General features: G+C 72.4%; 11 protein-coding genes. 6 read left to right on the top strand and 5 right to left on the bottom strand.

The window, feature by feature from the left end; all coding sequences use genetic code 11:
- Nucleotides 1-24: 24 nt before the first annotated feature.
- From ACWEN0_RS20485 to ACWEN0_RS20495, 3 genes are all read right to left on the bottom strand, one after another.
- Entirely contained in the window at nucleotides 25-2592 is a 2568-nt protein-coding gene (locus tag ACWEN0_RS20485) for a PQQ-dependent sugar dehydrogenase (protein ID WP_451975491.1), read from the bottom strand.
- Nucleotides 2593-2795: 203 nt separating this feature from the next.
- Entirely contained in the window at nucleotides 2796-3740 is a 945-nt protein-coding gene (gene hemF, locus ACWEN0_RS20490; RefSeq protein ID WP_451975494.1) for an oxygen-dependent coproporphyrinogen oxidase, read from the bottom strand.
- A 39-nt stretch (nucleotides 3741-3779) separates the two neighbouring features.
- Nucleotides 3780-4217 carry a PPOX class F420-dependent oxidoreductase gene (locus ACWEN0_RS20495; RefSeq protein WP_451975496.1) on the bottom strand — a complete coding sequence of 146 codons (438 nt, stop codon included), beginning with the start codon at nucleotides 4215-4217 and terminating at the stop codon, nucleotides 3780-3782.
- A gap of 118 nt (nucleotides 4218-4335) precedes the next feature.
- Here ACWEN0_RS20495 and ACWEN0_RS20500 point away from each other — a divergent pair, with 118 nt between their 5' ends.
- From ACWEN0_RS20500 to ACWEN0_RS20515, 4 genes are read left to right on the top strand one after another with little or no spacing between them, the layout of a single operon-like run.
- Complete coding sequence (locus tag ACWEN0_RS20500; protein ID WP_451975499.1) at nucleotides 4336-5811, top strand: hypothetical protein; 1476 nt, start codon at nucleotides 4336-4338, stop codon at nucleotides 5809-5811.
- The gene (locus ACWEN0_RS20505; RefSeq protein ID WP_410669302.1) at nucleotides 5811-6611 is read left to right on the top strand and encodes a hypothetical protein; all 801 of its coding nucleotides are present in this window, start codon (nucleotides 5811-5813) and stop codon (nucleotides 6609-6611) included. The genes ACWEN0_RS20500 and ACWEN0_RS20505 overlap by 1 nt, the downstream gene beginning before the upstream one ends.
- Nucleotides 6612-6622: 11 nt before the next feature.
- Nucleotides 6623-11077 (top strand): hypothetical protein, encoded by a 4455-nt coding sequence (locus ACWEN0_RS20510; RefSeq protein ID WP_451975502.1) that lies wholly within the window; start codon nucleotides 6623-6625, stop codon nucleotides 11075-11077.
- Between the two features lie 38 nt (nucleotides 11078-11115).
- Nucleotides 11116-11907, top strand: a complete 792-nt coding sequence (locus ACWEN0_RS20515; RefSeq protein WP_451975504.1) for a TIGR03620 family F420-dependent LLM class oxidoreductase — start codon at nucleotides 11116-11118, stop codon at nucleotides 11905-11907.
- On the opposite strand, the gene ACWEN0_RS20520 is transcribed toward ACWEN0_RS20515, so the two are convergent.
- A complete protein-coding gene (locus tag ACWEN0_RS20520) occupies nucleotides 11904-12383 on the bottom strand; it encodes a YybH family protein (RefSeq protein ID WP_451975507.1) in 480 nt (159 codons plus the stop codon). The two genes, ACWEN0_RS20515 and ACWEN0_RS20520, sit on opposite strands and share 4 nt — an antisense overlap.
- Before the next feature lie 39 nt (nucleotides 12384-12422).
- Between ACWEN0_RS20520 and ACWEN0_RS20525 the strand changes: the two genes are divergently transcribed.
- Nucleotides 12423-12767, top strand: a complete 345-nt coding sequence (locus ACWEN0_RS20525; RefSeq protein ID WP_451975510.1) for an ArsR/SmtB family transcription factor — start codon at nucleotides 12423-12425, stop codon at nucleotides 12765-12767.
- Here the strand turns inward: ACWEN0_RS20525 and ACWEN0_RS20530 are convergent.
- Entirely contained in the window at nucleotides 12748-13392 is a 645-nt protein-coding gene (locus tag ACWEN0_RS20530; RefSeq protein WP_451975513.1) for a LysE family translocator, read from the bottom strand. The genes ACWEN0_RS20525 and ACWEN0_RS20530 overlap by 20 nt on opposite strands.
- Before the next feature lie 71 nt (nucleotides 13393-13463).
- On the opposite strand from ACWEN0_RS20530, the gene ACWEN0_RS20535 reads away from it, so the two are divergent.
- Entirely contained in the window at nucleotides 13464-14645 is a 1182-nt protein-coding gene (locus ACWEN0_RS20535; RefSeq protein ID WP_451975516.1) for a winged helix DNA-binding domain-containing protein, read from the top strand.
- Nucleotides 14646-14820: the final 175 nt, after the last annotated feature.

The following is a 14820-nucleotide window of genomic DNA, read 5'->3' on the forward strand; positions in this document are numbered from 1 at the left end:
CCGCTCCGGTCACCCCCGCCGCGGCTACTGGGCCGCCGCGCTGGACTTGCCGCGCAGCACTACACCGGCCGTCGAGGCGCCCTTGATCGCGGTTTCGATCTGGGCCATCGTCGAAGACGAGCTCAGGCCGGGGACCGTCGCGGTGTTAAGGGCATAGAGCGTGAACGTGTACGGGTGGCTCGAGCCGCCCGGGCAGGGGCCGAAGAACTTCTGCGCGTTCGCGCCGCTGCCCATCGCCTTCTGCTTCGCGCCGCCCTGGTTCGGCACCGTGTAGCCCGCGCCGAGCCCCTCCGGCAGCGCGCGGGCCGACGCCGGGACGTCCCAGATCGCCCAGTGCAGCTTGTTCCCGCTGTTGGCGACGTCGGCGAACACGACTGCGTAGCCCTTCGCCCCGGTCGAGGCGCTCCACGCGAGCGGCGGCGACGGGTCCTGGCCCGCCGTGCCGTCGCCGGCGCAGGTGTACTTGTCCGGGATGGTGGCGTTGTCCGCGAAGGCGGAGCTCGTCAGCTTGAACTCACCCGGGGTGGCACCGCCGGGGAACTTCAGGCGCACGATGACGTTGTCGAGCACCGACGGCGTGCCGCCGTTCTTGTCGTTGTTCGTCGAGGTCAGCCACAGCCCGCCGTCCGGGGTCTTGGTGACCGAGCGCAGCCGGCCCCAGCGGCCCGAGAACAGGGCCGACACCGTGCCGACGCCGGTGCCCGCGGAGTTGATCTGCGTGGCGAACAGCTGCTCGCCGGTGACGCCGGCGATGTAGATCCAGTCATTGACGATCTCGATCCCGGACGGCCCGGCCTGCGACGTCGGCCAGGTCTTCTTCGGGGCGATGAAGCCGCTGCAGCTGCCGATCGTGCCTTCGCAGCTGGGCCAGCCGTAGTTGCCCCCCTTCTGGATCAGGTTGAGCTCGTCCTGGCTGCTCTCGCCGAACTCCGCCGCCCACAGCTGGCCGCGGGAGTCCCAGGCCAGGCCCTGCGGGTTGCGGTGGCCGTAGCTCCAGACGTACCGGGCGTTGCCGCCGGTGGCGTAGAACGGGTTGTCCGACGGCGCCGAGCCGTCGGGGTTCAGCCGCAGGATCTTGCCGTTGAGCGAGCTCTTGTTCTGTGCGTTGTCGCTGTTCTTCGCGTCGCCCACGGTGGCGTACAGCTTGCCGTCCGGGCCGAACTTGAGCCGCCCGCCGTTGTGGTAGCGGTTCTTCGCGATCCCGGTGAGCACCGGCGTCGACGTCGAGGACAGCGTGGTGCCGTCGTAGGTCATCTTCACGATCCGGTTGTCCCCGGATGCCGTGTGGTACAGGTAGATCGCGTGGTCGGCCGACCAGTTCGGCGAGATCGCCAGGCCGAGCAGGCCGCCCTCGCCGTTGGTGCCGACCGCGCCCGGCACCTTGCCCAGCGTGGTCTTCTGGCCGGACGGCGTCACCAGCAGGACCTCGAACCGGTCCCGCTCGGTCACCAGCGCGTTGCCGTTCGGCAGGAAGTCCACCGCCCAGCCGAGGTCGACCTTCGCGATGTCCTTGTCGTACTCCGGGATGCCCCCTGCGCCGCCCGGAGCGCTGGTCTTCGCCGTGACGGCGTTGCTCGCGGCGGAGCTGTTGCCGTCGGGGTCGCGTGCCTTGACCGTGAAGGTGTACGAGGTGTTCGGGTTCAGGTCGGTGACCGTCGTGCTCAGCGACGTCGTGGTCGCGACCTTGGTGGCGCCCTGGTAGACGTCGTAGCCGGCGATCGTGCCGCCGTTGTCCGTGGAAGCGTTCCACGCCAGGGAAACGCTGTTCGCCGTGACCCCGGTGCTGCGCAGGTTGCCCGGCACGGTGGGCGGGGTGGTGTCGTTGCTCGGCGGCGTGGTGAAGGTGACCACGTTGCTCTGCTGCGACGGGTTGCCCGCGGCGTCGAACGCGCCGACCGAGATGTCGTAGGCGGTGTTCGGCGTCAGGTTGTCGACCGTCGCGCTGGTCGTGTTCCCGTCGACGGTCTTGAGGACGTTGCCGCCGCGGTTGATCTCGTAGCGCACGACGCCGACGTTGTCGGTCGCGGCGGTCCAGGAGAACGTCGCGGCGGTCGGGAGGATGGTGCTCGCCTTGAGGTTCGACGGCGGGGTCGGCGGTTCGCCGTCGGTCGGCGCGGTGAAGGTGTCGGTGAGCTTGTCGGCGTTCGGGCCGCCGTTCGCGGTGGTCGCGGTGGTGCGGATCTTGTTGACGCCGGCGGTCAGCTGCACGCTGGCGGTGACGGTCTTCCACGTCGTCCAGGCGCCGGTGCCGGGGAAGTCGACGGTGCCCTTGTCCCCGCCGTCGACGATGAGCCTCACCGGCCGGTTGTCGGCGGTTCCGTTGGCGTAGCGGAAGGTCAGGGTGTGCGTGCCCGCCTGCGCGGCGTTCACGGAGTATTCGACGTAGCTGCCGGCGACGTTGTCGAAGTTGACGAACCCGGTGCCGGAGTAGCCGGCGTGGTTGGATTCCACCACGCCTTGGGAGATCACGGCGTTCTCGGACTCGTAGTCGGTGTCCGCGGCGAAAGCGCTTACCGGGCTGAGCGCGGTGAGGCCGAGCGCCGCGACGGCGGTGCCGGCCAGTACCACGCGCCACGGTGGACGGGGTGCCACTGGGAGCCTCCTGCGTGGGTCGGGGGACAGGGGGTGACCGGGGCGGACTGGTCGGCGGACCACCGGAATCGGGTCTAATAGTTAGGAAAGTTTCCTATCTATGGGACAGATCTCACACCAGCCGAGCGGGTCGTGTCAATACTCGACACGGGCGCTCACCCTGGGTGAAGAAGGGTTTCCCGCTCACCGGGGCGCCCTGCGCCTCAGCCGACCACCCGGGCGTCCGGCACCGCGGTCTCGCCCGCCCAGTCGCGCGGCACGAGGAACGAAGCCAGCTCGGCCTCGGGGCTCCCCGGCTCCGGCGTGTACTCGAACTCCCACCGCGCCAAGGGCGGCAACGCCATCAGGACGGCCTCGACGTATCCCCCGGTCTGCAGCCCGAACCGCGTCCCGCGGTCGTGCACGAGATTGAACTCGACGTACCGGCCGCGCCGGTACAGCTGCCACTGCCGCTCGCGTTCGCCGTGGGGAAGAACCTGGCGCCGCCGCACGATCGGCAGGTACGCGGGCGCGATCGTCGCGATGCCCGACGCCGCGAAGGCCGCCGCGCGGCGCCAGCCGTCCGGGCCCGGCGGGCACAGGTGGTCGAAGAAGATGCCGCCGATGCCGCGCGTCTCGCCGCGGTGGGGAAGGCGGAAGTAGTCGTCGCACGCGCGTTTCGCCTGCGCGTGGAACGCCGGGTCGAAGCCGTCGCAGTAGTCCCGCAGCGTCCGGTGGAAGTGCGTCGCGTCCTCGGCGAAGCCGTAGCACGGCGTCAGGTCCGCGCCGCCGCCGAACCACCACGTGCCACCGGATTCGAAGTAGCGGTAGTTCGCGTGGAACGCCGGCACGTACGGGTTGCGCGGGTGGATCACGACCGACAGCCCGGTCGCGAAGAACCCGCTGTCCGGGTCGAGACCGTGCTGCGCGGCGACGGCCGCCGGGACGCGCTCGCCCTGCACGGCCGAGTAGTTGACGCCGGCGCGCTCGAAGACGTCGCCGTTCTCCAGCAGCCGCGCCTGCCCGCCACCGCCTTCGGGCCGCTGCCAAGCCGACCGCCCGAAGCGAGCCCCGCCGTCCAGCCGTTCCAGCTCCGCGACCAGCTCCCGCTGGCCCGAGCTCATGATCGCCTTGACGGCGTCGCGTCTGCCATCCTCACCCGAAAGCATGACCCCACCCCCGCGGGCGAGGGTACCAGCGAAAGCAGGTCAGCCGGCGATTTCGGCCCGCGCGACGACCTTCGTGATCTTCGCCCGGACGAGGGACTCCTCAGGCACGGCGTTGCGCTTTCCGTACTCTTCGGCGCGCTCGGCGCCCATGTACCGGGCGCCGAGGCGGGTCGCCCAGGTGAGCATGTCGTCGAAGTCGTGCGTCAGCCGCGCTTCGGCGGTGATCTGGACGTACGAATACGGCGGCTTCTGGTCGTCGACGGCCAGGGAGATGCGGCCGTCGCGGGCGATGGCCTTGCCCTTGAGCGTCTCGGTGCCGGTCGTGAAGATCAGCTCGTCGCCGTCGGGTCCCTCGTTCAGCAGGAACCAGATCGGGGTCACGATCGGCGAGCCGTCCTTCCGGACCAGGCCCAGCATGCCCGTCCGGGTCCCCTCGGACGCGAACTGCCACCACTCTTCACGGCTCATCTCACGCATGTGAGCGACGTTAATGCAAAGACTGCGTCGCGTCAGCGTCACCGTTGAGGGTGGTGGTGGGGGCATGGATGGAGTCACCCGCGCGTGCGCAGAGGGTGGCCGACTAGCCTGGCCTGCTGTGCGAGACGACGAGACCGGGGGAGCGGGCCTGGCCGACGAGGGGCTGACGCGCCGCCTCAAGGCGCTGGCCTGCACCGCGCCGCTGCACGACCTGGACGCGCGGAAGGCGAAGCTCGACTGGGCCGACGCGACGATCTACCAGATGGCCGAGATCGCGCTGCACACGATCGACCAGGTCACCATCGCGATGGACTTCGACACCGGCGCCGGCCACGACGAGGTCATCGACCGGCTGCTGCCGTTCATCTCGCAGCAGGCGCCCTCGCGCATGCCCGAAGAGCACGTCCGCGTGGCCAAGTGGGTGCTGGACAACCTGATCAACGTCGGCACCACCGACCGCGGCTTCCGGCGCGTCTACGGCTCGATCGGGCCGGGCGGCTACCAGCGGCGCCAGTTCGACTTCAAGCTGCTCGTCGAACTCGCCGCGCCCGACGGCGAGGTCTACCTCCGGGCCACCGACGAGGCCATCAACGTCCTGGTCGGCGCCCTCGACACCGACGTCGAGTCGGCGCAGATCGCGGCCGAGGTCAAGCTCGAGAACCTCATCAACCGCGGCCGCCTCGCCGACGCCAAGCTGGCCGCCGAGCAGGCCCGCTACCGGACCGTCCAGTACGGCGAGACGCTGCGCGCGAAGCTGGACGCGACCCGCCGCGACGTCCGGTCGGTCGACTGGGAGCGCGAGGTCCCGGAGCTGCTCGACAGCGCGCTGAGCCACATCGAGGCCCGCTTCCGCGCCGAGAACGCCATCCTCAAGAACATCACCACCGCCCGCGACGAGACCGAAGACCTCGACCGCAAGCGCCGCGCCGCCGAACTCGTCGACATCGTCGGCGACTGCATCCGCCGGCACACCCGCCTGCAGTCCCGGCTCGCCGACGCGGGCGCGGTGTTCCGCGCCGAGCAGGACCGCCAGCAGTTCTCCGGCCCGCCCCAGCGCGCGACCCTGGATCTCTTCGGCCAGCTCCTCGTGCCGACGCTCGGGCTCCCGCTCGCCGACGCCGTCGCCCCGGCCGAGCACTTCTTCCACGCCGTCGCGGGCATCACCGCGCCGGTCGTGCCGTCGCTGTCGTCCCTGGTCTCGCTGCTGCTGCGACCCGCACCGGAGCGCGACCAGCTGGTCGGCGAGATCCCCGAACCCGAGCTGATGCCCGCCGAGATCACCGACAAGTTCGGCGACGACGTCTGGCGGCGCGCCGACGAACTCCTCGACCTGCCGGAGGTGCCGCGACGGCTGTCCGGCCTGCTCGAGGAAGCCCGCCGCAGCCGCCAGCCCGGGCTCGCCGCCCTGGTCGCGCTGCGCGCGGTCCACGCCTACAGTCCCGGGGTCGGCGCGGCCCGCCGCCAAGGTGACCGGCAGGTGCTGCTCGCCGTCGACGACGGCACGCTCCTGGACGACCCGGAGTTCGGCGGCGCCGACCTGCTCCTGTCCACCGCCGCCGTCGAGCGGGCCGACGAAGAAGAGGAAGTCGCGTAATGGCGCTGTCCCACAGCAGCGTGGACGCCGAGGCCGCGGCCCGGCTGGTCGCCTTCGGCATGCGGCCGAAGCAGCTGCCCGCGCGTGACGTCGTCTACGGCGACCTCGTGCGCCGCTACGGCGAGGACAACGCGTTCAAGGCGCTCACCCACGCCGTCGCCGCAGGGCTCGGGCTGATGGTGCTGGAGGTCAACCAGCAGGCCGGCGCGGTCCTCGCGGCCACCGACGAGTCCGTCTTCGAGATCAAGATGGACTCCTACGCCCGCCAGGCCAAGATCCGCGAGCGCCGCGAGACGGAGAAGGTCCTGCACGGCCTGATCCACCTCGCCACCGCCGCGCTCGGCTACCCGCGTCCGGACGACCTCGCCAACGACACCTACATCGGCCGCGTGAGCGTCGAGCAGGTCGACGCGATGGTCCGCGAAGCCGCTCGCATGCTCGACGAGCGCGCCGCGGCCGCCGAAGCCAACAACGACCCCTTGGCCGACGCGCCCGAGCTCGAACAGGCCTGGCGCGCCTACGCCCGCCGTCCCGCGGCCGCGGCCACGAAGGACGGCCGCCTGGCCGCCGACACCACCCGCGGCATGGTCTCGCGCGCGCTGCGCTTCCTCGCCGACCAGGGCTTCCTGGTCCCGGTGAGCGACGAACAGGGCGGCACCTACCGGACCACACCGCGCTACCAGATCCAGGTCCGCGAGCTCGCGGCCGACGCCGCCTTCGACGACCTGCTCGCGCTCGACGTCGTGGCCGTCGCGAACGCCGGGGGCACGCTGCGCGCGACCTCGTCGGACACGCTGTAAAAGGGGAGTAGATGTACGAGCTTTCGCGGGTCCGCCTGCATTCGGTGGGCCCGGCGGGTGCCCGCTACCAGGACGTCGTGCTCGACTTCAGCGGCGTCGGCGCCAAGATCACCGCGCCCCAGCAGGACGCGCTGTTCAGCGCGGGCATCCACGCGACCGGCCCGGCCGAGCTGCGCCGCCCGTCTCCGGCGAGCGTGCTGTTCCTCGAGAACGGCGGCGGCAAGTCCGTGCTCATCAAGCTGATCTTCTCGGTGATGCTGCCCGGCCGCCGCCAGGTCGTCGGCACCACCAGCACGAAGGTGCTCGAGAAGTTCGTGGCGGCCAAGGACGTCTCGCACGTCGTGCTGGAGTGGCTGCACGTCGAGAGCGGGCACCGGATCATCACCGGCAAGGCGTCCGAATGGCGCGGGCACGTCGTGTCCGCCGACTCCGAGAACCTCGTCGACTCCTGGTACTGCTTCCGCCCGACCGCCGCCCTGGGCCTGGATTCGCTGCCGATGACGCAGGACGGCCGGCTGCTCACCATGTCCGGCTTCCACGACAAGCTCGCCGCGGCCCAGCTGGCCGAGCCCGAGCTGGAGCTGTCCTGGACCCGCCGCCACCACGAGTGGACAGGCCGGCTCGACACGCTCGGCCTCGACACCGAGCTGTTCCGCTACCAGCGCGCGATGAACGCCGGCGAAGGGGAAGCGGCGGACGCGTTCGCGTTCGGCACGGACGACGCGTTCGTCGAGTTCCTGCTGCGCGCGGTGATTTCCGAGGACGAGCCGAAGGACCTCGCCGAGGTCGTCGCGACCTACGCGCACAACCTGGCGCAGCGCGGGGATCTGTTGTCCGAGCGCGATTTCGTGGCCGGTGCGCTGGATCTGCTGGGTCCGCTCGCCGCCGAAGAAGGCGTCGCCGCGGAGTCGCGGAAGATCGCTTCGTCGGCCAAGGCCGACATGGCCGAGCTGGCCGGGCGCGTCGTCGCGCGCAACGAGCTGGAGAACGCGCGGCTGTCCGGGCTCGAGGACCACGTCACCGAGGTCAAGTCCGCCGAGAAGCTCGCCGAGGGCGACCACCGGCGGCTCGCCGCGGCCGTGACCGAGCTGCGTCGCCTGGTCGCCGTGTTGCGCCTGGACGAGGCCCAGGAGGCCCGCAAGCGCGTCGACGCCGAACTGGCCGAGGCGAAGACGGCCGCCGAGGCCTGGCGTGAGACGGCGACCGTGCTCAACCAGCTGAACGCCGCCCGCAAGGCGAAAGACCTGCGCGAACTCGTCGGCAGCCGTGAGGAGAAGGCGCGGCCGGCGCTGCAGGCGCGCAACGACGCGGCGGCGGCCCTGGCCCGCGGGCTGCACTCGCTGGCGCAGGACGCCCAGCGTCAGGCCGACAAGGCCGAGGCGCACGCGGGCGCGTTGCGCGCGGAAGCCGAGAAGGCGCAGACCGAACGCGACGAAGCCGCCAACCTCGCGGCCGCCCGGCGGGCCGAAGCCCGCGGCCTCACAGCGCGCATCACTGAGCTGCGCGAAGAAGTCCAGAACGCCGTGCGGGCGGGGTTGCTGCCTTCGGGCGCCGACGTCGCGGAGGCCGCACGCGCGTCGCGCGCCGCGGCCGAGTCCGCGACCGCCGAGCTGAAGCGGCGCGAGCAGGAACTCGACCGGGTCGGGACGGATCTTCAAGCGGCACAACGGGCCGTGAACGAGGCCCACCAGCTGGCCGGGACGACCCAGGACCGGTTCGAGCGCGCCACCGAGGACCTCGACCGCGCCCACCGCCGCACCGACGCGCTCGCCGCCGAGGGCCGCCTGGTCGAGCTGCTCGGCGCGGACGACGTCGCCCTCGAAAGCGACCTTCCGGTGCTGCTGGAACGGCTGCGCGAAGCGAGTGCGTCCGTCGAGAAGGAGCAGACGGCGCTGCGGATGGAGGAGTCCGCCGACGAACGCGCGCTCTCGGCGCTCGGCTCCGGCGGGCTGCTGCCGCCTCCCGAGGACGTCCAGGCCGCGCTCGATGCGCTGGAGGACGCCGGGATCACCGCGTGGTCCGGCTGGCGGTATCTGTCCAAACTGGACTCTTCCCGGCGTGCCGAGGTGCTGGAAAGCCTGCCGCAGCTGGTGTCCGGGGTCCTGTTGAACGACGCCGCGCACGCCGACCGCGCTCGCGAGGTCCTGACGAAGCGGCGGCTGCTGCCGAGCGCGATCATCGCCGTCGGGACCACCGAGTCGCTGCAGGCCGAGGTGCCCGCCGCGCCCGGCGTCGAGTTCCTGGTGCCGCCGAACCCCGCGATGTACGACGAAGAAGCCGCCGACGCCGAACGCGAAGCCGTGGCCCGGCGGCACACCGAACGGCAGCGGCGGCTGGAAGCGTTGTCCGCCAAGCTGTCCGCCGACGGCGCCCTGACCTGGAAGCTCACCACCTGGCGTGAGGACTACCCGCCCGGCGCGATCGCGACGCTGGCCGAGCAGGCCCAGGCGGCCCGTTCCGCACGCGAAACCGCCCGCACCGCGCTCGAGCAGGCCGAGGCGGAATTCGCCCGGTTGAGCGAAAAGAGCACGTCGCTGCGCGAGCGTGTCCCGGAACTGCGGGCGGCCGCGGCCGAAGCCGAGGAGAAGGCGCGACGGCTGGGCGAGCTGGGCACGCGCAACGCCCGGATCGCGGAGTGGACCGAAGAAGTCGAGCGTGCGACGGAGGTCGCCGAGCGCGCCGACCTGCAGGCCGCCGACGCGGCGGGCAAGGCCGCACGGCTGCGCGAGCAGGCGGGGGAGGAGCAGCGCACCGCGGACGGCCACCGCCGGACGGCGACCACCGCGCGTGCCGAGCTGGCCGAGGTCCCGGGCGCGGCCGACGCCGCCGAGGGCCCGGTGCCGTCCGAACCGGTCGACGCGCTGCGCCGGACCTACCTGTCGGCGTCCGAGTCGTACGCCAAGGTGGAGGTCGGCAGCGACCTGCGCAGCGAGCTGGAACAGGCCGAATCCGCCGAAGCGGCCGCGGGTTCGGCCGTCGAGTCCCTCGACGAAGCCGTGCGCACGCGGGCAGCCGAACTGCTGGAGACGCCGGACGGCTCCGACGCCTCGGCCCGCGCGGCCGCGCTGGCACGCGCCCGCCGCGTCGTCGACGGCCTGGAGGACGAGCGCACCGAAGCGATCGGGCTCGTTTCGACGCGGCGTGCCGAACTGGACGCGCTGCCGCTGCAGAACGGCGTCAACGGCGAGAAGCCCCGCGACATCGAGCACGGCCTGGAGCTGATCGACGCGGCCGGGCTGGAGGCGTCGGCGGCCGCGCGGAAGTGGGAAGAGCTCCAGGAACGCCGGGCCGCGGCCGAGGCGACGCTGGAGTCCGCGAAGAACTCCGCGTCGGGCTTCTCGCTGCTCGCGGAGTCGATGGCCCAGCTGGTGACCGACCAGGACGCCGTGGCCTACGACGGTGACGTCGAGACGGCGCGCGCCCAGCACGCCCGCCTGAACGCCACCCTGAGCGAGGCGCAGGAAGCCGCCGACGCGGGGGACCGGCGCGTGCGCGCGGCCGCGGACCAGCTCGCGCAGTACGCGACGGAGAAGCGGTTCGAGAAGCTGAGCACGCCGGTCCGGCAGCAGGTCATCTCGGTCAAGCGCGACCAGCTCCCGGCGCACGCGGCCGAGTGGGCCGAGGCGCTGCGGCCGCGGCTGCGGTCGCTCACCGACGACCTCGCCCAGATCGACCGGCACCGCGGCGGCATCATCACGCGCCTGCAGGGCATGGTCGACGGCGCGCTGCGGACGTTGCGCTCGGCCCAGCGCGTCTCGCGGCTGCCGGACGGCCTCGGCGACTGGTCCGGCCAGGAGTTCCTCCGCATCCGCTTCACCGAGCTGGAGGACAACGCGCTCACCGAGAAGCTCGGCGAAGTCGTCGACGAGGCGGCCGTCGGCAAGACCGCGGACGGCCGCGACGTCAAGCGCGACGGGCTTTCCCTGGTGCTGCGCGGGGTCCGGGCCGCGGCGCCCAAGGGTTTCCGCGTCGACATGCTCAAGCCGGACTCGGTGCTGCGGACCGAACGCCAGCGCGTCTCGGAGATCCGCGACGTCTTCTCCGGCGGCCAGCAGCTGACCGCGGCGATCATCCTGTACTGCACGCTGGCGGCGTTGCGCGCCAACAACCGCGGCAAGGTCCGCAACCGGCACTCGGGCGTGCTGTTCCTGGACAACCCGATCGGCCGCGCGTCCGCCGGGTACCTCCTGGAACTGCAGCGCGCGGTCGCCGAGGCGCTGGGCGTGCAGCTGATCTACACGACGGGCCTGTTCGACGCGGGCGCGCTGTCGGAGTTCCCGCTGATCGTGCGGCTGCGCAACGACGCCGACCTGCGCGCCGGCCGCAAGTACCTGTCCGTGGACTCGACGATCCGCAACTCCCTGGAGGACCTGGGCGAACCCGACGGCGTCGCCCGGCTCTCGGCGACGCGCATGTTCTCGCGGCCCGCGGAGCAGGATTCCGCCGAGGACGAACAACCGGCCTGACGCGGAACACGGCGGCGGCCCCGGTGGTTGACGCGCGCATGACGAAGCTGGGGCCGCTGGGGGCCACCCACACCGCACTGGACACCGAAGCCGCCGTGGCGACCGCGGCCGAGCTGGAGGAGCTGGGTTACGCCACGTTGTGGCTGCCCGGCGGTCAGGGCAACAACCTGCCGCGCATCGCCGAGGTCGTCCGCGGGACTTCGCGGATCCAGGTCGCGAGCGGGATCCTGTCGGTCGACCGGGTGCCGTCGGCGGAGGTCGCCTCGACGTACGCGGACCTGCCCGCAGGCCGGTTCGTCGTCGGTCTCGGCGGTGCGCACGGCGCGCGTCCGCTGGCGACGATGAACGACTACCTCGACGAGCTCGAGGAGACGGTCCCGGCGTCGGCGCGGATCCTGTCGGCGCTGGGACCGCGGATGCTGGGCTTGGCCCGCGACCGCGCGTCCGGCGCGTACCCGTACTTGGTGACGACGGACTACGTCGCGTCCGCGCGGGAGATCCTGGGCACGGGACCGCGGCTTTCGGTGCTGCTGAACGTGGTGGCGGAGCCGGATCCGGCGCGCGTGCGCGAGGTCGTCCGGGGCGGCTCGCTGAAGTTCCTGGCCGGCGTGCCGGGCTACGCGGCCAACTTCCGCCGGATGGGCTTCACCGACGCGGACGTGGCGGAGTTGTCCGACCGGCTCGTCGACGGCCTGACGGTGTGGGGCGACTTCGACGCCGTCGTGGCGCGGCTGCGGGAGTTCCGGGCCGCGGGGGCCGACCAGGTGGTCGTCCCGCTGTCGGACCTGCCGCGCGAGTGGTGGCCGGGCCTGGTCGAGGCCCTCGCCTAGCGGATCGCGGCCTGGTAGGCGGCGAGGGCTTCGGCGTCGTCGATGCTGCCGTGATGGTGGACCTGCACCCAGCGGCCCGCTTCGTAGGCGAAGCACCGCGTCGTCCGGATGCTCAGGGGGACGGGTTCGGTCACGTGGTACTCGCCGGTCTCGCGGCCGGCGAAGACCGCGTGGCCGTCACCGGAGTACTCGACGATGTCGCCGAAGGTGACCGTGACGCGCGCCGGGCCGGTGAAGACGCGCTCGTACAACGCGGTGATGGCGTCACCGCCGCGAAGGATGCCGCCGAGCGGGTTGTTCAGCTGGGCCAGGGGATCGGTCGTCCAGACGCGGCGGAACGCGTCGAGATCGCGCTGGTTGAAGGCGTAGTAGAACGACTCGAGGGCGGCCAGCGCGCCTTCGCGGCCGGGGGCGGTGGCGGCGTCCAGGCGGTTGCGGGCTTGACGGCCGAAGCTGACGTCGAGGTGCAGGGGCACGACGGCTCCTCGGTAAAGTGTTCGATGGAGGTCGACCAGATGAGTGTACGACAATCATCGAACACTGCGCGGGCCCGCGGGCTCACGCACGTGCTGCCCGGGGAGGTGCCGCTCCAGGACGCCCTCGCCGCGGTCGCCGACCCGGTGCGCCGCAGCATCCTGCGCGAGCTGGCGGCCGTCCCGGAGTGGACGAAGGCGTGCGGCACGTTCGACCTGCCGGTGACGAAGGCGACCCGCAGCCACCACTTCGCGGTGCTGCGCGCGGCGGGCCTGATCGAGCAGCGCGACGAAGGCCCCCGGCGCCTGAACCGCCTGCGCCGCCCCGAATTCGACGCGGCTTTCCCCGGGTTGCTGGATCTGGTGCTCAGTCACCCCGGCCGGTGAAGGCCAGCCCGGTGCCGAGGCCGATCATCACCAGGCCGCCGGTGCCGCCGACCATCTCCAGCCGCCGCGGCGAGCGGGCGAACCACGCGCGTGCCGTGCCCGCGACCAGGGCCCAGGCGCTGTCGGTGGCCAGCGCGATCGCGGGCAGGCACAGGCCGAGCAGCAGCATCTGCGCCGGCACCGACCCGGCCGCCGGGTCGACGAACTGGGGCAGCAGCGCGGCGAGGAACACGATCGACTTCGGGTTCGCGAAGCCGACGACGAAGCCGTCACGCAGGACGGTCACGACGCGGCCCGGCGTCGCGCGCACCCGGGCGGCCATGGCTTCGGTGAGCTTCCGCCGGTGCCGGAACGCCTGGATCCCCAGGTACACCAGGTAGAGCGCGCCGGCGATCTTGATCGCGGTGAACACCGCGGCCGACGTCGTGACGAGCGCGCCGAGGCCGAACGCGACCGCGACGACCTGCGTGTACACGCCCGCGGAGTTGCCGACGACGGTGAGCAGCGCGTCGCGCCGGCCGACCGTGAGCGCGCGGCTGATCGTGAACAGCACGCTCGGCCCGGGGACGACGACCATGAGGAACGTCAGGGCGGCGAAGGCCGCGAAGTGCGCACCGGAGACCATGCCGCGAGCGTAAAGCCGCCCCGGGCAGGCGACCAGCGGTTTTTGTCGGTGCCGGGTGGTATCAACGGCGGGTGCCTCCTCCGACGATCAGCATCGAGCAGCGCCGGGCCCGCCTCGGCGTCCGCCACCACCTGGCCGCCCCCGCGGCGACGGTGGCCGACGCGGTCGCGGGTGTCGTCGCGCTGCACGCGACCGACCCGGCGACCGTCCACCTCTCGGCGTGCGCGCGGCTCGCGTCGCCCGCGGTGACGGCCCTCGAAGGCGCGTTGTACGACGACCGCACCCTGCTGCGGCTGCTGGGCATGCGCCGCACGGTGTTCGTCACCGGCCTGGACACCGCGGCCGTCGTCCAGGCCGGGTGTTCCGCGGACATCGCCGTCAAGCAGCGGAAGCTCCTGGAGCAGCACCTCGGGAAGCAAGGGCACCCGGAGAACGTGCCGGAGCCGGGTAAGTGGCTGGCGGACGTCGAAGAAGCGGTCGAGGCGGCCCTGCGCAAGCGCGGCTCGGCGACCGCGCAGCAGCTGAGCGAAGACGAACCCCGGTTGCGCCAGCAGCTGCGGATGGCGCCCGGAAAGCCGTACGAGGCGATCGGGAACGTCACGAGCCGGGTGCTGTTCCTCCTCGCGGCCGACGGCCGGATCGTGCGCGGGCGGCCGCGGGGGAGCTGGATCAGCAGCCAGTACGTCTGGCACCCCCTGGACGAGTGGGCGCCGGGGTTGCCTTCGTGGGACGCGGAGGAGGCGCGGGCGGAGCTGGCCCGGCGCTGGCTGCGCGCGTACGGCCCGGCGCCGGTGGCCGACCTGCGCTGGTGGACGGGCTGGACGGCGGGCCAGACGAAGAAGGCGCTGGCGGCGTTGCCGGTTGCCGAGGTCGACCTCGGCGGCGTCCCGGGTGTGGTGTCGGCGGACGACCTCGAGCCGGTGGCGGCACCCCCGCCGTGGGTGGCGTTCCTGCCCGCCCTCGACCCGACCCCGATGGGCTGGCAGGACCGCGACTGGTTCCTGGGCCCGCACCGCCCGGCCCTGTTCGACCGCAGCGGCAACATCGGCCCGGCGGTCTGGCTGAACGGCCGCATCGTGGGCGGCTGGGCCCAGCGTCCGTCGGGCGAGATCGCGTTCCGCCTGCTGGAGGACGTGGGCGCGGAGGCCGAGCAGAGGGTGGCGGCGGAGGCGGACCGGTGCGCGGCCTGGTTCGGCGAGGTCCGGGTGACGCCGCGGTTCCGCACTCCGCTGGAGCGTGAGCTGGCCGGGTGAGGTGCGGGGCCTGGTTCGGTGAGGTCCGGGTGACGCCGCGGTTCCGCTGGAGCGTGAGCTGGCAGGGTAAGAGCCGCGGCCGGCCGGGGAAGCGCGGCTGGCGCAACCGGCTCGTTCCCGTAACCGGCCCGGGCCCCCGGTTCGGCGGTCGCTGGATCGGTCGAGTCATGGACCT

This window comes from Amycolatopsis sp. NPDC004378, from assembly GCF_053602455.1.